Annotated in this window: 17 protein-coding genes; 3 read left to right on the top strand and 14 right to left on the bottom strand. The window is 48.6% G+C overall.

The genetic code is table 11. The annotated features are described in order from the left end of the window. Positions 1-58: 58 nt before the first annotated feature. The 5 genes from ABRS97_RS23775 to ABRS97_RS23755 all read right to left on the bottom strand — a co-directional run bounded on the left by ABRS97_RS23775 (position 59) and on the right by ABRS97_RS23755 (position 6,663). On the bottom strand, positions 59-898 hold the full coding sequence (locus ABRS97_RS23775) for a carbohydrate ABC transporter permease (RefSeq protein ID WP_367817983.1): 840 nt from the start codon (positions 896-898) through the stop codon (positions 59-61). A gap of 2 nt (positions 899-900) precedes the next feature. Next, positions 901-1,779, bottom strand: coding sequence for a carbohydrate ABC transporter permease (locus ABRS97_RS23770; RefSeq protein ID WP_367817981.1), 879 nt, complete (start codon positions 1,777-1,779; stop codon positions 901-903). Positions 1,780-1,869: 90 nt separating this feature from the next. Next, positions 1,870-3,177 carry an ABC transporter substrate-binding protein gene (locus tag ABRS97_RS23765; RefSeq protein ID WP_367817979.1) on the bottom strand — a complete coding sequence of 436 codons (1,308 nt, stop codon included), beginning with the start codon at positions 3,175-3,177 and terminating at the stop codon, positions 1,870-1,872. A 143-nt stretch (positions 3,178-3,320) separates the two neighbouring features. Next, complete coding sequence (locus tag ABRS97_RS23760) at positions 3,321-4,835, bottom strand: response regulator (protein ID WP_367817977.1); 1,515 nt, start codon at positions 4,833-4,835, stop codon at positions 3,321-3,323. Positions 4,836-4,866: 31 nt separating this feature from the next. Beyond that, positions 4,867-6,663, bottom strand: a complete 1,797-nt coding sequence (locus ABRS97_RS23755) for a sensor histidine kinase (protein ID WP_367817975.1) — start codon at positions 6,661-6,663, stop codon at positions 4,867-4,869. A 157-nt stretch (positions 6,664-6,820) separates the two neighbouring features. Here ABRS97_RS23755 and mscL point away from each other — a divergent pair, with 157 nt between their 5' ends. Then, positions 6,821-7,288 (top strand): large-conductance mechanosensitive channel protein MscL, encoded by a 468-nt coding sequence (gene mscL, locus ABRS97_RS23750; protein WP_367817973.1) that lies wholly within the window; start codon positions 6,821-6,823, stop codon positions 7,286-7,288. Between the two features lie 146 nt (positions 7,289-7,434). Then, positions 7,435-8,595, top strand: coding sequence for an FtsW/RodA/SpoVE family cell cycle protein (locus ABRS97_RS23745; RefSeq protein WP_367817971.1), 1,161 nt, complete (start codon positions 7,435-7,437; stop codon positions 8,593-8,595). Positions 8,596-8,708: 113 nt separating this feature from the next. On the opposite strand, the gene ABRS97_RS23740 is transcribed toward ABRS97_RS23745, so the two are convergent. After that, positions 8,709-9,467 (bottom strand): (S)-benzoin forming benzil reductase, encoded by a 759-nt coding sequence (locus ABRS97_RS23740; protein WP_367817969.1) that lies wholly within the window; start codon positions 9,465-9,467, stop codon positions 8,709-8,711. Between the two features lie 130 nt (positions 9,468-9,597). Here ABRS97_RS23740 and ABRS97_RS23735 point away from each other — a divergent pair, with 130 nt between their 5' ends. Continuing rightward, a complete protein-coding gene (locus tag ABRS97_RS23735; RefSeq protein WP_367817967.1) occupies positions 9,598-10,032 on the top strand; it encodes a FixH family protein in 435 nt (144 codons plus the stop codon). A 10-nt stretch (positions 10,033-10,042) separates the two neighbouring features. Here the strand turns inward: ABRS97_RS23735 and ABRS97_RS23730 are convergent, their stop codons facing one another. The 8 genes from ABRS97_RS23730 to ABRS97_RS23695 form a co-directional block, all read right to left on the bottom strand. Then, positions 10,043-10,723, bottom strand: coding sequence for a sulfite exporter TauE/SafE family protein (locus ABRS97_RS23730; protein WP_367817965.1), 681 nt, complete (start codon positions 10,721-10,723; stop codon positions 10,043-10,045). Between the two features lie 19 nt (positions 10,724-10,742). After that, positions 10,743-12,965: a heavy metal translocating P-type ATPase gene (locus tag ABRS97_RS23725; protein ID WP_367817963.1), complete on the bottom strand. Its 2,223-nt coding sequence runs from the start codon at positions 12,963-12,965 to the stop codon at positions 10,743-10,745. Positions 12,966-13,098: 133 nt separating this feature from the next. Continuing rightward, positions 13,099-13,920: a hypothetical protein gene (locus ABRS97_RS23720; protein ID WP_367817961.1), complete on the bottom strand. Its 822-nt coding sequence runs from the start codon at positions 13,918-13,920 to the stop codon at positions 13,099-13,101. 13 nt (positions 13,921-13,933) lie between these two features. Beyond that, complete coding sequence (locus ABRS97_RS23715; RefSeq protein ID WP_367817959.1) at positions 13,934-14,137, bottom strand: copper ion binding protein; 204 nt, start codon at positions 14,135-14,137, stop codon at positions 13,934-13,936. Positions 14,138-14,164: 27 nt separating this feature from the next. Beyond that, on the bottom strand, positions 14,165-14,488 hold the full coding sequence (locus ABRS97_RS23710) for a metal-sensitive transcriptional regulator (protein ID WP_367817957.1): 324 nt from the start codon (positions 14,486-14,488) through the stop codon (positions 14,165-14,167). A gap of 70 nt (positions 14,489-14,558) precedes the next feature. After that, on the bottom strand, positions 14,559-16,775 hold the full coding sequence (locus ABRS97_RS23705) for a heavy metal translocating P-type ATPase (protein WP_367817955.1): 2,217 nt from the start codon (positions 16,773-16,775) through the stop codon (positions 14,559-14,561). Positions 16,776-17,256: 481 nt separating this feature from the next. Then, on the bottom strand, positions 17,257-18,303 hold the full coding sequence (gene add / locus ABRS97_RS23700) for an adenosine deaminase (RefSeq protein ID WP_367817953.1): 1,047 nt from the start codon (positions 18,301-18,303) through the stop codon (positions 17,257-17,259). A 219-nt stretch (positions 18,304-18,522) separates the two neighbouring features. Next, the gene (locus tag ABRS97_RS23695) at positions 18,523-19,212 is read right to left on the bottom strand and encodes a DNA alkylation repair protein (RefSeq protein ID WP_367817951.1); all 690 of its coding nucleotides are present in this window, start codon (positions 19,210-19,212) and stop codon (positions 18,523-18,525) included. Between the last annotated feature and the right edge of the window lie 69 nt (positions 19,213-19,281).

Below are 19,281 nucleotides of genomic sequence, written 5' to 3'. Positions count from 1 at the left end.
TCTTTATCTCTATTTGATCACTTTTGTCTTTTGGTCTCTGTGGTATCCTGATAAGTCTCTACTCTTTAACCGATCCGCTTACAATGCCGGAGAAAATAAATCGCTGCAAAATCAAATAAACGATAATCGTAGGCAGCATAACAATTAATATGGCCGCGCAAATGAGCTCCCAATGAGCGCTATTCGGACCAGCAAAACGCATCAGCGACGTTGAAACGACACCTAACTTCTGAGAAGGCATATACAGGTAAGGAATGTACATATCGTTGTAAATATTGATCGTTTTCAAAATAACGGCTGTAGCCGTAGCAGGTCCCAGCAAAGGGAAAATAATCGAACGATAAATCTTGAACAGCGAAGCACCTTCCATCATTGCGCTTTCATCCAGCGAATACGGAATTTTGTTAATGAACTGCAGATACAAGTAGATTTGAACCGCGTCCGTGCTCGCATATAACAAGATAGCCGCTCTCTTCGTATTAAATAAATCCAAGCCTTGAATAATGCTGAAAGTAGCTACTTGCGTCGTAATGAGCGGAATGAAAGTCGCGATTAAATAAGCGCCCAGGATCAAACCTTTTCCTCTAAAGTTGAAACGCCCTAACGCATAAGCAACCATCGTGCCTAATATAATGTTAATGGCAAGTGAAGAAACGACAATGATGCCTGTATTCGTGAAAGCTTGGCCCAATCTTCCTACTTCAAGCACTTTGGCGAAGTTTGCGAAATACACGAAGCTTTCCGGCAAGCTAAACGGGCTGGAGGCTGCGTATTCCTTGGCGCTTTTGAACGCGTTGACAACCACAACATAAGGTGGAACCAGAACAGTAAGCAGAGCAATCACAAGCGAAAGATACTTCAATATGCTTAAAATAGCAGCAGAGAGTGTATGTCTCATTCCTATTCCTCCCCGCGCAAAATAAATTTACGTTGAACTGTAATGACAACCGTTACAATGATCAAGAGGACAATGGCCATCGCCGATGCCAAGCCGATGTTATTAAACCTGAAGGCCACATCGTTTACCTTCGTGACGAACGTATCGCTTCCCGCCGCCGCTCCAGTAATAACATATGGAATATCGAAAACTTCAAGTGCGCCAGAAACTGTCAGCAACATATTCAGCTCGATAATTTTTCGAATATTCGGAAGCGTAATGTAAATCAAGGTTTTCCAAGAATTCGCACCGTCAATTTTAGCTGCTTCATACAGGTCACCGGGTATGGATTGTAAAACACCCAAATAAATAACCATATTAAAGCCCATGAATTTCCACAAGGAAACAGAAGCCAAAGAGATGTTCACAAGATCCGTGTTTCCGAGCCAGCTTTGCTTGTAGGCACCCAATCCAACCACATCGAGCAGCGTGTTTAAGGTACCGTGATCTGTATTGAAAATAAATTGGAACATGTAAGCTGTCGCTACGCTGTTAAGAATGTACGGCAGAAACAGGAAGGCCCGGAATATGTTACGTCCTTTTATCTTGGTGTTCAAAATAATGGCAAAATAAAGCGCAAGGATATTCTGGATAATACCTCCGATGAAATAGTACACATTGTGGCTAAACACGCCGAAAATATCTTTGTTCGAGAAGATTTCCTTGTAATTGGCTATCCCAATCCATTTGTACGACTGACTGATGCCGTCCCAATCCGTGAAGCTAAGCTGAATTAATCGAAGAGCCGGGTAGAACGTGAATGTCGCAAGCAGAATCAGCGGGATGGTCAAAAACGTAGACAAGATGATCAAACGCTGCGTTTTGTAATTTAGATTTAGCATAACAATCCCTTCTTTAATAAATGATTGGAATAAACCTCTATCGCGGCCAAACATCTCTGTTCGGTCGCGATAGAGGTATTGTCATTAGATTTACTGACCTACTGCCTTCTTAGCGTCTGCCCATTTTTTGTTCAGATCATCTAATCCTGCTTTGAAATCTTTTGAAAGAATTACCTTTTGGATATAAGCGCCAGCGAAGAAATCAATTTGCGCTTTATTCGCGATATTTCCGTAAAGATCCGGATCTGGTTTGCTTTCGAAAGTTTTTGGTTTTGTAGCCATAAAGTCTTTCAATTGCGCCAGTTTCGGTTCTTGTGTTTTGATTGGCGGGATGCTTCCGGCATAATCGGCAAAGTCGGATTCTTCAACCATGAATTTGACAAATGCTTTTGCTGTATCGATATTTTTACTGTTTTTTGCTACACCGTAAGTGTAATCAGCTCCCAAGTTTACATTCGGAGTTCCGCTATTGTCATAAGGAAGTGGAGCGAAGCCGATGTCTTCAGGTTTAGCGCCGTTTTCAATGATTTGCTTGATAACCCAGTTACCCAGGAAGTACATCGCAATTTTTCCGCTAGCAACATCTTTCTTGGAAGACTCCCAGTCTGTGGACATCAGGTCTTTTTCTGTATATCCTTTATCAATCAACGTTTTCAGGATTGTCAGGGATTTTTCATAAGGAGTGCCTGGACCGAATGGCGTATCTGTCTGTGGCAATTTCGCACGGAATTCAGAATCACCAGAAATTTCTGTTGCGATAGTATCCCACTCTTGCAACGGCCATTTATCTTTGAAGTTTGTAGCTACTGGAACAATGCCTGCCGCTTTCAGCTTTTCGCAAGCCGCCAAGAACTCGTCCATTGTTTTCGGGAAGGATGTAATGCCCGCTTTAGCAAACGCTTGCTTATTATACGCTACACCGTGAGTATTCACAGCGCTTGGAAGGCCGTATGTTTGTCCCTTATCTGATTTCCAATCGGAGTAGTATATCTTGTCATTTAGACCAAGATCATTCAGCGGCGCGTAGTACTCGCTCAATTTACCGTTGGGAACGCCATCAGGAATCATGTTTACGTCGCCAAGCTCACCTGTGGAAAGACGAACTTTCATTGTTGGGGTGTAATCCTTAATCCCTTCAACTTCAACATCCGTAACGGCAGGATATTTTTTCTTAAATTGATCTTTCCATTCTTTGAACTTCGTATCTACTAAATCTGTGCGATTGGTTACGACTGTAATTTTGCCTTTGATGTTTGCATTGCCGCTTGCAGTTGCAGCCGCACCGCTTGTTGCCGCTGGAGAAGCCGTCGATCCATTATCTGTCGAAGTTTTACCGCATGCTGCTGTTACGGACATAGCGAGTACTAACGCCATACCAGATGTTAGCCATTTCTTCAATTGAAATACCCCCTCTAAATGTTGAAAATCTAATTGATATCGCTTTCATATTTATTATATTGCGCAGAAGAGGAGATTGATATGCACTTTTTTTGTTTTTATTGTACTATTTTATGCCTTGTACATTTATTCATGCTAACAAATCAGCTAACAATATCGCGATATTCTTTTGGAGTGAGACCTACCACCTTTTTGAATTGCTTATTGAAGTAGGCCGGGTCCTTGTAACCGACAAGCTCTCCCACCTGATAGGTTTTCAAATGCAGATGATCCTTCAGCAGTTCCTTCGCTTTGTTCATCCTTACGGAAATGATGTATTCGATAACCGTTGTATCCGTCTCTTGTTTGAATAGCTTGCTTAAATAACTTGGCGTCAGAAAGACACGCTTGGCGAGGCTGTTCAGATCAAGGGATTCGGCATATTCCTGCTCGATGATTTTTTTAATCTGATAAATCATCGTGTTGCCTTGGTTGCTTCTCCCGGTCATTAGCAGTACAAGCCCCTCTATGAGCCTGAGTTCAATCAAAGCCTTGGCTTCTGTAAAGGTGAAGCATTTCTTGAGTTCCGCCCCCCAATCTATGGAGAAAACGTTCTGACTCACATTTTCCTGCCGCTTTCCGGCTTCCTTGTTTAGGGCATAAAACAACGTTTCCACCAATTCCACCAAATGGTGAATCCGAATCTTGATAAGCGCGATTTCACGAAACATTTCCCGCAAATGCCGCTCCACGCCGGGCACATCGAAGATTTCCATGCTTTCCAGCACCCGTTTCCGATAGGACTCCACCTTATGAAGCGTGCCAAACTGAACATGCTCTGCTAGGGAAAGCGGAGAACGCTCCAAACTGTAAAAATTATATTCAATCGCTTCCTGCGCTTCCCGATAACCGTCCGTCCAATCTTGAACCTGAGAAAGCAGACGACTGATTCCTACGGAGGCATGAAACGTCCTCTCTAAAGCTAGTATGTGGATTAACTGGCCTTCCAATACATGAACGGAAGACTCTTCCCTCTCGTCGAAAGCAGCGATCAGCGCTGTCGACCGGGCATCCAGTTCAATCATCTCCAACTGTTGAACTCCGCTGCCCTTCAACCAATTCCGGAATGCGGTGCGCGGCATTCCGGTATCTGTGACGAGGACAATGACTGCATAGGCCGCCGCATAAGCAAAATCGGGATGCTGCTCGCACACAGCGGCAGCTCCTGCTTGCTTATCTACTTTGCCCATGAGCAAATTTTTGATAGCTACAGGATCTCTGGTTATCGGCCCCGAAGTGGCTTTCTCGCTGGGTAGACTGGCTTGAAGCTCTTCAAGCAGCGTATAGAGCTCTTGTTTATCCACAGGCTTTAGCAGGTAGGCAGCAACACCGGACGCTATGGCCGCCCTTGCATACTCGAACTCGCCGAAACCGCTCAAAATGACACATTTAATATCCTCATAGCGCTGCTTAATGACTTTAGCCAATTCCAGACCTGTCATCCCCGGCATCTTAATATCGGTAATCACAACATCCGGCTTCTGACTGCCAAGCGCCTCCAGACAGTCTGCGGCATTCGCGTAAATGCCGATGATCTCATAGTGGCGAGAAGCTTTTTCGATCAATTTGGATAAGCCTAATCTAATTTTCTCTTCGTCGTCTACGATCATTATTCTCATGCAAGGCCCTCCACTCCACAAAAATAAACTTTTACAGATTATAAGGTAACGTCATGATCACCTGCGTGCCTTCACCTGGCTGGCTGAGCAGTTGAAGCCCGTATGCAGGCCCATACTGCAGCTTGATTCTTTCATCCACATTCAAAAGTCCAATGCCGCCCTGCGAGTCCGCTTTCTCCCGCGGAATCCCCGTCGACAACTCCTCATTTAATCGTGCCAAAACATCCGGTTCCATGCCTGCTCCGTTATCTTGGATGAGAAAGATTAGCATATGCCCTGTGATCTCGTAGGACACTAGAATCTCGATCACTTTGCTCTCATCCTCCGATTGAGCGTGGACAACAGAATTTTCTACAATCGGCTGAAACAACAGCGGAATGGCGGGATAGTGTTCAATAGGCCAAAAATCGTCCAGTATCAAGTGAAATTTATTGTGGTACCGATAATTGATAATCTGAATGTACGTCTCCAAATGCTCGAACTCCTGTTTCAGGCTAACGATTCGGTTCGCTTTCTGGATACTGTGGCGAAACAGCTTGCCCAGCGCTGCAATCATCTCAGCCGCCTCTTCGTCATCGTTGATCTCCGCCGTCATTCGAATCGTTTCCAGCGTGTTGTATAAGAAATGCGGGTTGATCTGATTTTGCAGGGCCGCGAGCTCCGCTTCTTTTTTGCGTCCCTCGATTACATAGACCTGCTGAATGAGCTCCTTGATGCGCTCCAGCATGGAGTTGAAATGCAGTCCAAGGCGTCCCGCTTCATCCCGCGTCTGCACATTGAAGCTGACATCAAGATCGCCAAGCTCGGCCTTTTTCATTAAGCGCATTAATCTCTTCATGGGCTTCGTCAAAGCGAAGGACAACAGGATCGAGATAAACAGCGCGAACACCATAATACTGCACGTAACAAGCAAAGTAATGTTCTGTGTCTGAAGCGCATCCTTCATAATCTCGCCCAGCGGGATGCGGATAATCGTCTTCCAGCCGGTTTTAAGGGATTGCGAATAGATGCATAAATAACTAACGCCATCAATTTTTGTTATAAAATCACCGGACTTGCCTACCGCCTGCAAGACAAGCGGATCGTTCGTAATTTGTTCCGTAATCCGTTTCTGTTCGGTATCATAGATAACATGGTTGTTAGCATCAATCATCAGCACCTTGCCGCCACCCGCAGTCTCCAAATCATGAACCAAATTCTGAATCACGCTGATATTCGCATCGACGGCGATCGTGCCAATCGGCTCCTGGGTAAAGAAGTCGCGAATTTGCCGGATAACCGTAAAAGCAAACTTGCCTGACTGCCAATTCGCCAGCTGCTGGGTGCTGAGAAAGACAGACCGCCCCCCTGCTTCATGCGCCAACTGCTTCCATTCATCCGCTCGCGCCTCCAAATCCGTTCGAACGCCGCCGGAGCTAACCGTATAGTATTTGTTATTATGAATATCGAAAATATAAATGGAATTCGTTCCCCGCTTAATGTTGTTCAAAATGCGAATATAGTTCTCCATCTCAACCTGTTTCTGGGTCAAGCTTTGCGACCTGTCCTCCAGCAGCTGCTGAAGAGACGTCAAATAGAGCGGAATTTGCGAAATTTGTTCCATATCGCCGATATAATCATCAAGCCGGTTCGTAATGTTATCCGTTAATTGGGTCGCATAAAGACTTGTATTTTTCTTAATCGATTTGGAATAATTCTGATAAGAGACGTAACCCGTTAGTGTAATCGGCAAAATAATCAAAAATACGAACACGACGATCAATTTTCTCGCCATAGACATGTTGGACAGCAGCAGCAAATCTTTCAACCCGGACAATCGTTTGAACATAAGAACCCCCTCTTGGTTCCATTACTCGTTATATTTCTTGATGTTCATTATAGACAGAAGCTAGTAAAATGAAAATGAATACTAGCAGGCTTATATTTGGTAGACACCAGACATGTATGCTACAATGCTAACAATTCGAGTTTTCTGGAGGGTTACCATGCTAAAAGAATTTAAAGATTTTGCATTCAAAGGAAATATGGTGGATTTAGCGGTCGGGGTTATTATCGGAGGTGCCTTCGGCAAGGTCATTACGTCGATTGTGAACGATTTGATTATGCCGCCTCTGGGTTTATTGTTGGGCAAAGTGAATTTCAATGAATTGTTTATCGCTTTAGACGGCGGTCATTATGCAACTCTGGAAAAAGCTAAAGAAGCTCATGCCGCCACCTTTAACTACGGCCAATTCATATCGACTTTCCTGGACTTCCTGATCGTCGCCTTTGTCATTTTCCTTGTCGTCAAACAACTTTCCAAGTTCCGCAAAAAAGAAGAGCCCAAGGAAAAAGCGCCCACAACCAAAGCATGTCCGCACTGCTTGTCAGATATTCCTGTACAGGCCACACGCTGCAAGTACTGTACATCTGAGCTCACGACGGGTTCCGTTGTGTCCGGCAGCATTCAATAGCAAAAAGCCCAAATCGTTCTTGCGATTTGGGCTTTTTTTATACGAACCGGCAGGCTCTTGGAGAAATGGACTTTATCGCCTTCCTTATACTATATTAACAGTATATGCCATTAATGAATCCGTCTATCCGGATTGGGAAGGATATTATGCTGCTCAAAAACATAAGAAAATTCGATCCCATCATCATTGTTCTTATGGTCGCTTTTTTAGCCATAAGCACTTTGCTCACGTACAGCGCCACCTTAAACGATGAAAAGATCCAAATCGGCGCAATCAAAATCATTATCATCTATACGGCAAGCTTCCTTGCCTTCTTCGCAGCAGGACTTTTCGACTACCGAACGCTGCTTAAGACATCTTTTTATCTGTATGGCCTGGGAATACTGTTGCTTGTTGGCATTTTTGCTTTTGGCGCTGTCCAGAATGGAGCTAAGGGATGGTATAAGATTCCAGGCGGGTTGGATTTACAACCTGCAGAAATAATGAAACTGTTCCTCATTATCGCCATCACGTATGTCATCTCCCAGAAAAATAAAAACACCTTGCGATTAACAAAGGACGTCCTTCCGATCTTCGGTCTCGTTTTCGTCCCTTTCCTGCTCGTCATCATGCAGCCGGATCTCGGCAATGCCGTCATCTATGTCGCTATATTACTAGGCATGCTGTGGATCGGCAATATGAAATACACGCACACCTTGCTGGGTACCGTTATTTTTGTCGGAGGCTTGACCCTGTTTTTACTCGTGTATACCAGTTATCACGACGCCATTATCCCTCTTCTCGACAAATGGGGGGTCGGGCATTGGGCGAGCCGATTAGACGCTTATATCGATCCGAGCAAAGCAACCAAAGATCAAATTTATCACGTCAAGCAGGCCAAAATGGCCGTTGCATCCGGAGGTTTATATGGGGAAGGATTTCTGAGAGGCACCTCCGTTCATGCCGGCTTCATCCCTTACTCCTACTCGGACTCCATTTTCGTTGTGGTCGCCGAAGAATTTGGATTTATGGGATCGGCTGCGTTGCTGCTGTTGTATTTCACACTTATCTACAGAATGATCCTTATCGCCATCAACTGCCGAACCATGAGCGGCTCTCTGATTGTTACCGGCATTCTATCTATGTTTATTTTTCAAATTTTTGAAAATGTCGGCATGATGCTGGGCATCCTTCCGCTCACCGGCATTACCCTGCCCTTTATCAGCTATGGAGGCACCTCCCTGCTCATCAACATGATCTCCATGGGACTGGCGATGAGCGTGAAAGTTCACAGCGCGGAATCGGATAGCGCTTATCCATCCGTTTAATCACAAGGCAAATAAACCTGATCCCCGTTCCCGACCACAAGAAAAAAAGCCTGATTGCCACCTCCATGGAGCGGTGTGATCAGGCTTTTTGCTTTGGATAAAGGGATGCTGCTTTATCTGGTTTTCGTTCTGAGATCGGCGATCTCGCCTTGCACGAAGGCGTTCGTTCGCAGCAGATGAATCAGCTGCTCCGCCGTCGCTTCGGGCGTTTGCAGTTCGCCCTGCTCCTTCAGCTGAATGAACCGGCTCACCTGCGGGAAGTCCGCCTCCGCAGCAGCGCGAATCTCCTGCTGCATCCCGGTATCAATGACGCCCGGGGCTACGGAATAGATCTCCACCGGGTGTTCCAGCCCTGCCTGCTCGACGCCGACACAGTGTGTCAGCATGTCGAGCCCCGCTTTGGCGGTGCAGTACGCCCCCCAGCCAGGATAGGGCTTCCTGCCCGCGCCGGAGGAGATATTGACGACCCGCTTCACGACCGGCAGCGACTGCGTCTGCCGGATGAAGCTGTTCGTCAGCACCGTCGGCGCGACGAGATTGACCTGCAAGCTGCGCTGCAGGTCTTCGTTATTTGCTCGGCCGATCGAAGTCATCGGCTCGAGCATGCCCGCGTTGTTGATGAGCGTGACGGAATCCGCTGCATCGGGGTTGAGCGTGCCGAGGATTCGCGCCAGGAGCGAATCCAGGCCGTCCGTTTGCGCCAAGTCGTAAGCATGGAAGGTCAGCGACCCTTCCATGCGCAGCGCCTCTTGGCGCAAACGCTCGTTCTCGCTGCGAGCGATGCAGTGAATCGCAGCGCCTTGCGTTAAGAGCCGCGAGATGATCGCGGCTCCGAGGCCTTTGGAGCCTCCTGTGATGATATATGTATCCATTGCGGCTGGAACCTCTTTTCGTAAAATCATTCACTTTATTTTACCATATCTGCATTTGCTTTTTCATGAGGCTGAGCAGCCCCGCATACAATGCCGTAAGCCCCTTGCTTACGGAAAGGCTGTGATAATTTTGAGAAAACTAACTCTGTTAAAGCTGTTGTTCACAACTGCGCTCTTTCTCGCCCTTCTCTCTATATGGCTCTTTGACTGGAGCCCTAGCTCTGCCATAAGCGCAGCTCCTACTGCAACTGAAGTCGACGGTGTTGTTGTTGAAGTCCTTATGGCGAATGCGCCAGCCCTCATTTTGAAACCGAACCCTCTGAAAATCGGCTTGCATCGGACAGACGGGCAGCCTGTAACGAATGCCGAAGTGGACTTCGAGCTGATCATGCCCAGCATGTTCTGCGGCAAGGTCAGCGGGCAAGCGATGCCCGCAGCTTTGGAGCCTGGCACCTATACGGCCGAAGCCATTCCGCTCATGGCCGGGGTCTGGTCAGCGAACATCACAATCAAGCTGGAAGGAAGTGTTATCCGGGTGGAGCACCCTTTTGATGCTATCCGATAACTTGGGTACTTCACCATAACCATGGATGCAGGGAAGGAATCCATCCGTTGGCGGCCAGCCCACGCATGATCGCTAATACGCCGATGAGCGATGCCGCGCATTGACCGAAAAATAAAATTCGGGCGCGGAACGATTTTTTCATCCAACCCGCGAGCAGCCCGGTTATCGCTAGAGCTGGCCATGTAGACAGACCAAACACGAGCATGATGATGCCCCCTTGCCATACACTGGCGCTTGCGACCGCATTAATTTCCATCGCGTAAGTAAGCCCGCACGGCAGGAAGCCAAGCAGCACGCCAGTGAAGAAAACAGCCCACGAGCTCTGGCTATTTCGCAAGCGCGCTAGAAAAGCTTGCACCGGAGCTAATCGGAGCGGTCCGAGCGCTGCCAATGGAATGGCATATTTGCGATAAATCCACAGCAAAATAAACAAGCCGCCGAGCAGGCTGGCTGCCCCCTGCAGGCCTGTTAACCGGCCAGCTCCCTCGACAAAGGAACCTGCGCCGCCCATGAAAGCTCCAATGCCCGTGTAAGTCAATATGCGGCCGCTGTTGTAGGAGAGAATCGTAGCAAGCATGCTTCTTCTCGCATGCAGCGTAAGGGATGACATCGTTCCTCCGCACATGGCGATACAATGCGGAGCGCCCAATAAGCCTGTAATGGCTACCAACCATAACGTATGCGGCGTCATCCGATACCCCCTCCCGTATCTAGCTTCGCCACTTCGCACGCTGTAAGCGGAGGGCGTTCGCAACTACGGATACGGAACTTAGCGCCATAGCCGTCCCTGCAATCCAAGGCGCCATCCATCCCATAAAAGCAAGCGGGATAGCCAGCACATTGTACATCAGAGCAAACCCTAAATTTTTCCTGATGTTGCGCATCGTGGCCCGGCTGATCACAATGGCGTCCGCCACGCCACCTAGATCGCTGTGCAACAAGTTCACATCTGCCGCCTCTTTGGCAACATCCGCTCCGGTTCCAACGGCAATCCCGATATCCGCCGCGGCAAGCGCCGGAGCGTCGTTCACGCCGTCGCCCACCATTACGACCCGCATCCCTTTGCGCTGTAACGATCTAACCAATTGCACTTTATCCTCTGGCAGCATTTCCGCATAAAAGGCGGATATCCCCGCCTTAGACGCAATCGCTTGTGCCGTCCGCCGCTGATCACCCGTCACCATGATGACTTCGGTACGCAGCCTTTTCAAACGTCGGATGGCTTGAGGACTGCTTGCCTTCATTGCGTCTGCTACGGCTAACAGACCGGCAAGTGTACCGTCAACAGCGGCGTAAAGAACCGTTTTGCCCTCTCCGGCCAGCCGTTCGCTAACTTCAATATATCGCATTATATGGATGCCCTCCTGCTCCAGAAACAATTTGGAGCCAATTGCGACATCCCTTCCTTCCACGCGAGCCTTCACACCGAATCCTGCCGCGAATTCCGACCATTCAGGCTCCTTTATGCTCAAATTTCTACGCACGGCCTCTCGGACGATTGCTTTCGCAAAAGGGTGCTCCGCCTGTTGTTCAGCGGCAGCCGCTAATCGCAGCAACCGATGCTCCTGCCCGGCTTCAGTAATAATATCCGTAACACGAGGAGTGCCGTGGGTTAGCGTTCCCGTTTTATCAAGCAAAACGGCATCTACCTGCTGGAGCAGCTCGACGTACTTGCCCTCCTTGAACAAAATCCCCGCCTCCGCAGCCCGACTGGTCCCGACCAGAATCGAGGTCGGCGTGGCAAGGCCAAGCGCGCAGGGACAAGCAATGACCAAAACAGCAATCGCCTTGAACAGCGCTCCGCTAAAATCGCCGGGGCTGAGCCACAGCGTCCACGTACAGAGCGTCAATATCGAAAGCGCAAGCACAGCTGGCACGAACACAGATGCGATCCGATCTACCGCGCGGCCGATTTCAGCCTTAGATCCCTGCGCTTCTTCCATAAGGGAGATCATTTTGGCTAACGACGTATTCGGCCCAACAGCTGTTACCCTCATCACTAACATGCCGTCGATGTTCCGCGAACCGCCAATAAGCCGCTCCTGCTGACGCTTTACCGCTGGAGCGGCTTCCCCCGTGACGAAGGCCTCATCTACGGCCGACCGCCCTTCCAGCACGAGGCCATCGAGCGGCACCCTCTCCCCGGGAAGTATGAGCAAACGGTCCCCGACTTGCACTTCGTCAACGCGAACCGTTGACCTGCCGCCATTGTGGAGAAGTGTTACATGCTCAGGCCTAAGCTGTTCAAGCCCTTGAATCGCCCGCAGTGTCCGTTTCTTCGCAGAGGCCTCGAGCCATTTCCCAAGCAGAACGACTGTAATAATCATGGCGCTTGTCTCAAAATAAACCGCATGCGGATTCGAATGGCCATCCCGCAGCATCTGTATCGTCATATAATGGCTGTACATATAAGCGCATGTTGTGCTTAGCGCGACCAGGACGTCCATATTGGCGCTCCTCCCTCTCAGTGCCTTGTAAGCATTGAAATAGAAGGGAGCCCCGATCACAAACTGGACAGGGGTTGCCAGAACCCACTGAAACCATGGCTGCAAAAACAACTCTGGAATCCAGATCCCCGATGTAAACGTATAGTGCCGAACCATGGCCCATAATAGAGGTATTGTCAGAAAGGCCGCAACCGTCAGCCTGATGCCGAGTCCGGTTAGCTCCTGCTCCTGTCCCCGTTTGCTGCCTTCTTCCAGCCTTTTCGCCTTGTAACCCAGTTGCTCGATCCGTTCGATTATCCGGCTGTTTGCCACTAATCCCGGCTCGATCACAAGCGCGGCGCGGCCCATCGCCAAATTGACGGCGATTTCGCGCACGCCCTCAATTTTGCCGACCACCTTCTCAATCCTTGTCGAGCATGCCGCGCAGGTCATCCCTCCAATTTCCAGCCTGACCTCTTCCAACTGATGCTCTTGAGCAGGATTCATCTCACGCACCTCCCCACCTCATAACCTCGCTTACTTGCAACTATATGGGCAATGAGACAAGAACATGCGTATCCCTGCAAAAAAGATCGTTCAAGCCCTCTTGCTGGGCCTAAACGATCTTCCTCTTCATAAATTATGGTACCTTCACAACGAAAGGCGCTGTAAATACTTTCCCGTTTTGCTGAAATTGACCCCAGATTTTGAAGACGCCGCTATGCGGGAAGGTCGCCATAAACTTGGCGTCGGGTCCAGAGGACTTCTCCTCTAAAGGATGGACGTGCAGGTATTCCCCCGCGTCTTCATTCAGAATAACCACATGCCCGATCGCCCCGAGATATGGCTGCAGGTCTTTCACGGGCTGTTTCGTTTGCGCGTCCTTGATCGTGAAATTCAGGGTGAGCTCTTTACCTGCCATGAGATGATCGATTGCAAGAGACACTTCTTTCCCGTCTACGATTTTCATTAAAGTAGAATCAGGGACAATCGCTTGCTGTTGCGGAACACTTCCCCCAACCGATATCCACTGGGTTTTGGTCATTGCCCCCATTCCCGAAGGCATGAAGTCTGCAATGAGTTCAAATTCGCCCGCACTTGGAAATTGCGTGGAGACTTTGAATTCCCCTTTCCCTTTATACTCGGGATGTATGTGATTAAAGAAAGATAAATCTTTGCTCACAACAATGAAATGCATCTGCTTCTCATGCTGGACATCAAAGTTGTCGATCGGCTTCCCGTCCTTGTCCCGGATTTGAACAGTTATAGTTGTATCTTGGTTGGGCTCAGGCTTATCTGCCGACACGGTGAACGCAGCCTTTACAAGATCCGCCTTCGCTTTATCCGCTTCCGAAACCATCTCTGTATGATCCATACCGGGCATCTTATCGTTATGAGCCGGTTTGCCGCAAGCCGTTAGTAATACCGCTGTCAGCACTAGCGAAACTGCTATTTTCCTCATATGCTCCGCATCCTTATTTGACAACGTCATATCCTTGCTCTTCAATCGCCTCTTTAATCGCATCGATGCTGAGCTTGGTTTCGTCGAACTGGATCTCTACTTTCTTGCCTGCTAAATCCACCTTGCCCGTTGCCCCCAGCTCCTTTACCGCTTTCTCTACGGAATTCACACAATGATTACATGACATACCTTCTACTTTTAAAGTAATGTTAGACATTTTCATCGCTCCTTTTTTCTTATCTATTTATTTTATCAATGTATTCATGGTCTTCAGCAACTCGTCAACGACATCCATGTCTCCCTCTTGAATGCGCTCAACCACGCAGCTCTTGAGGTGGCCCGCAAGCAATAGCTTCCCTACGCCATTGAGCGCAGATTGAATTGCCGCTATTTGGTGCAGGACGTCATCGCAATACGTATCTTTCTCGATAAGTCCCTTCACACCCCGAACTTGACCTTCAATCCGGTTCAAGCGTTTGACTAAATCACCTTTCAATTTATCCGAATGATGACTCTTCCGTTCTTGATCATCGTGATGGCAGTGATTGGCGCTCGTTTCTGTGTCCATGCGATCACTCCTTTTTTTCTATATCATACCCCCAGGCCGTATCTTGTCAAGCGCTCTGAATTCGAGTAAATCACAACTTGACCCGCTGCAATCGAAGCGCATTGAGTACAACCGATACCGAGCTTAACGCCATCGCGGCTCCCGCCACCCAAGGTGCTAACAAGCCCAATGCGGCAATCGGAATGCCTAATGTGTTATAGCCTAGCGCCCAGAACAAATTCTGTTTAATATTGCTCATCGTTTTTCTGCTCATCAGGATCGCATCCGGAATGCTGTTCAAGTCGCCGCGCATCAAGGTGACATCCGCGGCTTCCATCGCCACATCCGTCCCAGTACCTATGGCCATGCCGATATCCGCCATCGCCAGTGCTGGCGCATCGTTAATCCCGTCGCCGACCATGACAACCCTGAGGCCCTGCGCTTTCAGCTTCTTCACTTCTTCCGCTTTCCCCTCAGGAAGCACCTCGGCCAGCACGCGTTCAATGCCGACTTGGCTGGCAATAGCCTCAGCTGTTCGCTGATTATCACCCGTCATCATGACCACTTGAATCCCCATTTCTTTCAAGCGGGCAATCGCGGCTTTAGACGTTTCTTTGACCGTATCGGCTACAGCCACCATACCTGCGTAGCTGCCATCAACGGCAACAAGCATCACTGTTTTGCCCTCGTGTTCCAGCGTATTCATATGTGAAAGGGCGACTTCGATGTCAACTTCGGATCTAGCCATGAGCTTCCGTGTTCCTACGATCACCTCCCTTCCTTCTACTTTAGCGCGAACACCATAGCCAGGTATCGCTTCGAACTGCTCTGAGTCTGGTAGGGCTATGCCTCTAGCGCGGATACCTTGCACGATAGCTTCAGCCAAAGGATGCTCCGAGCTCCGTTCGACCGCTCCTACCCATCTAAGGAACATAGCTTCATCTACTCCTGTATGAACGTCAGTTAGTTCCGGCTTGCCTTTGGTCACAGTTCCTGTTTTGTCCAATAAAACAACATCGACACGGTGTGTAGATTCAAGATGCTCCCCGCCTTTGAACAATACCCCCAGTTCTGCCGCACGGCCAGAACCCGCCATGATGGAGGTCGGCGTCGCCAAGCCTAGGGCACATGGGCAAGCAATGACGAGAATGGCAATCGCTTTTTCCAAAGCGCCCGCGAAATCTCCCGGCGTAACCCAGAAATACCACACAGCGAAGGCAATAAGCGCTATACCCACGACAATCGGTACAAACACACCCGAAATACTGTCGGCAACTCGCTGAATAGGCGCTTTCGAACCTTGGGCCTCCTCAACGACTTTAATAATTTGTGAGAGGGCTGTGTCTCGTCCGACTTTCGTTGCTTGCATGCGAAGCATGCCATTTTTGTTCACAGTTGCGCCAATTACCGGATCGCCAGCACGTTTCTCAACAGGCAGACTTTCCCCGGTTAACATAGACTCATCCACAGAAGATTGGCCATCCAGCACAGTCCCGTCGACAGGCACCTTCTCGCCCGGCTTTACTATAACGACATCGCCCACGACGACGTCTTCCAAGGGGATATTCATTTCCACTTCGTCACGAATGACTAAAGCTGTTTTCGCCTGCAGGCCCATAAGCGTCTTGATCGCTTCCGAAGTTCTTCCTTTGGCCAAGGACTCGAACAATTTCCCCAGAATTACCAGCGTAATTAACACAGCACTTGTTTCAAAATACATCTCTGGCGCATGATGATGGCCCGACTGGGTCGCCCAGTTGATCGTCAGATACAGGCTGTAAAAGTAAGCAGCCGAGGTGCCCAGAGAAACCAGCACATCCATATTCGCGCTTTTGTTGCGAAGCGCCTTATAGGCGGCGATATAGAACTGTCTTCCGATGTAGAACTGAACCGGGGTTGCCAGAGCAAGCTGCACCCATGGGTTCATCAACAGCTCCGGCAGCCAAATCCAGGATGTAAACGAAAAGTGGCTGACCATCGCCCACAGCAGCGGTAAAGAGAGAACTCCCGAAATCCACAGCTTCCGCTTTTGCTTCTTGATCTCAACTTCACGATGGTCGCCTGCGCCTTGTTTTTCCTGTTTGCGGGCAGCCCCGTAGCCGAGCTTAGCCACCTTTTGTTCCATATCAGCGGGTGTAACCTCCGCCGGATTATAGAGCACACGCGCCGTTTCCATGGCAAAATTGACGGATGCTTCCGCAACGCCTGGCATTTTGCTTAGCCCTTTCTCGATTCTGGCGGCACACGCCGCGCACGTCATGCCTGTGATTTGAAAACTTGTATGTTGTTCATTCATGTTAGCATTCATTGGCTATCCACCTCGTTTGGGATCGTTTCTTCGTTATTAACATAGTATACCCCCCTATGGTATATTGTCAATAAAAATGTAAACTTTTTAATTAACTTAGTCATTTTTTCTCAGTTTGTCATGATCGGAGTCATTTTATGAGCAGTTGCTGCGTAAAACATGAAGCTTGACCAGCCAGCAAAATTTCGGCTACCGCATTCCTGTACTATACTGCCCGGCCCTGACCGTCTGTATTGTCACTCAACATTCCCCCTCACCGAAAATAAGATAAGATCATCATAGTCCCTATCGTGCCGTTCATCACCGAATAATAGACTGGGATTTCCCTCAAATCCATTGCGGTGTCTTATTCGAAAATCACGAAATGGTTTCTCATGGGGACACCAATCGGCATCCCCTATAAATAAAACAAAAAATATGCCGTCACCCGCGGCACGCTAACGCGCGAATCGGGCAACGGCATATTTAAACTTCATCCTTATTAATTGAGCAAGCCTAAGCCGCTTATCTCTTCTTCCATTTCACGTCTAAGCGATAGCTTGTCGTCCTCATCCAGAAATGCAGCATCGACACCGTTCATAATCAGCTTCACCAGCTCTGGCGCCGTAAAACCGAAACGATCCGCAAGCTCTCGATATTCTTTCGTAATGTTCGTCCCGGACACGCTTGGATTATCCGTGTTAACCGTCACGACCAGCCCTTGCTCCAAATATTCGCGAATCGGATAGGCATCCCACCCTGATACAGCTTTCGTTTGTATGTTGGAAATGGGGCACATCTCCAAAGGAATGCGGAGGTCTTTGACCATTTCCAAAATCGAAGTATTCTCTTTCAGCCTGACGCCATGACCGATACGAACAGCGCCAAGATGCGCCACAGCTTCGTATACATTCACAGCTCCGGCCGCCTCACCCGCATGAATCGTAACAGGAATACCTAATCTTCGCGACTCGGCGAATACTTCACGAAAAAACTCCGGTGGATACGATGCTTCGTCCCCTGCCAAATCAACAGCTACAACACCTTTACCAACGTACTTGGCTGCTGCTTGAACAACCTCCAGATTGTTCGAGCAGGAATGGTTTCTCATACAAATCGCAATCACGCCAGCTCGCACGCCGAAATCACGGTACCCCCGTTTCAAGCCTTCGACTACGTGATGCATCGTTTCTTCAACACTTAATCCGTTATTCCGGTGCAGTTGCGGGGCGAAACGCACCTCCACATATTTGCAGTTATGTTCAATCGATTGCTCAATCACTTCATAGGCAACACGTTCCAACGCCTCAGCGGATTGCAGAAACCGGGTTGTGAAATCAAACTTGCTTAAGTATTCAGTCAGACTGCCACATTCCTCATTTACACGCATATGCGGAATGAGCTCCTCCTTGTCGTATACGGGTAAATCAATGCCTTGCATAAGGGCAAGCTCCAGAATCGTCTCCGGCTTTACACTTCCATCCAAGTGCAAATGAAGATCGACTTTGGGCAATCGCGATAACAGGTCATGCGTCCGAATAGGTTCCATCTTCCATCTCCCCTTCTTTCAGTATAGGTAAGCCGTTTTTAATAATTTTAATAACTTTAAATCATTGTAATCAATATGTCAATATATATAACATAAAATAACGAAAAAGTAATTTATGTAATATTTATTAACATTAAAATGACATTAAAAAATCCACTTAGTCATTATATGACTCCTGTGGATGTGCTGTTACTTACTCTAAACCGTTCCTTATCCAAGCTATTCCTTAGACGCCGTGCGTTGTATTACTTTCAAAGCCTCCCGCACGCTTAGGGGCGAAAGCTCCGTTTGGGACACGAAGGTACGGACCGTTTCCGCATCCGTCTTGGAATACTCGCGAAGCGCCCAGCCTATCGCTTTTCGAATAAAAAACTCCTTGGATTCCGCCATCCGCCGAATACAATCGAAGAGCAGCGTCACATCCGTCTTCTCCTTGTATTTGAGTTGGAACAGAATGGCTGTCCGCTGCAGCCACATGTTCCCTCCGCCAAGCCATTGCTCCACACAGGCGGGAATCAGCTCCGGAAAGCGCTGCAAATGATAGCCGATCAGATGGTCGGCTATCATATCCACGGTGTCCCACCACGACTTCGTAACAACGAAATGCTCCAGCACTTCAATATGTGATCGCTCGGCTTCCTTGCGCAAGTGGGTAAGCAGCATAAGGGCTGTGTAAGCATACTCCCTCTCTGGAAGTTCCCACAGCTCCAGCGCGGCCTTCACGCCATCCGCCCCTTTCGGGACACCGTTTTCTTTCAAAAAAAGCTTCGTCACTGCCACGCGTTCCGGATTTTTGATCCCTAAAAAAAGGAACTGATCGCGCATGTACGCCTCCATAGCAGGCGCGTTAGCAGGGTTCGCATGCTGGCGCAGCCAAGCCTCCAGCTTGTCCGTATAAGGGGATGCCACCTTGGTAAAGCCTCCTTTTTACTGAATCCATAGTCGTCTTATTGTAGCAATTCTACCCTAATTCGGGTA

Source organism: Paenibacillus tabacirhizosphaerae, assembly GCF_040812395.1.
GTDB lineage: Bacteria > Bacillota > Bacilli > Paenibacillales > NBRC-103111 > Paenibacillus_E.
This window is presented reverse-complemented; position numbering and strand designations above follow the sequence as displayed.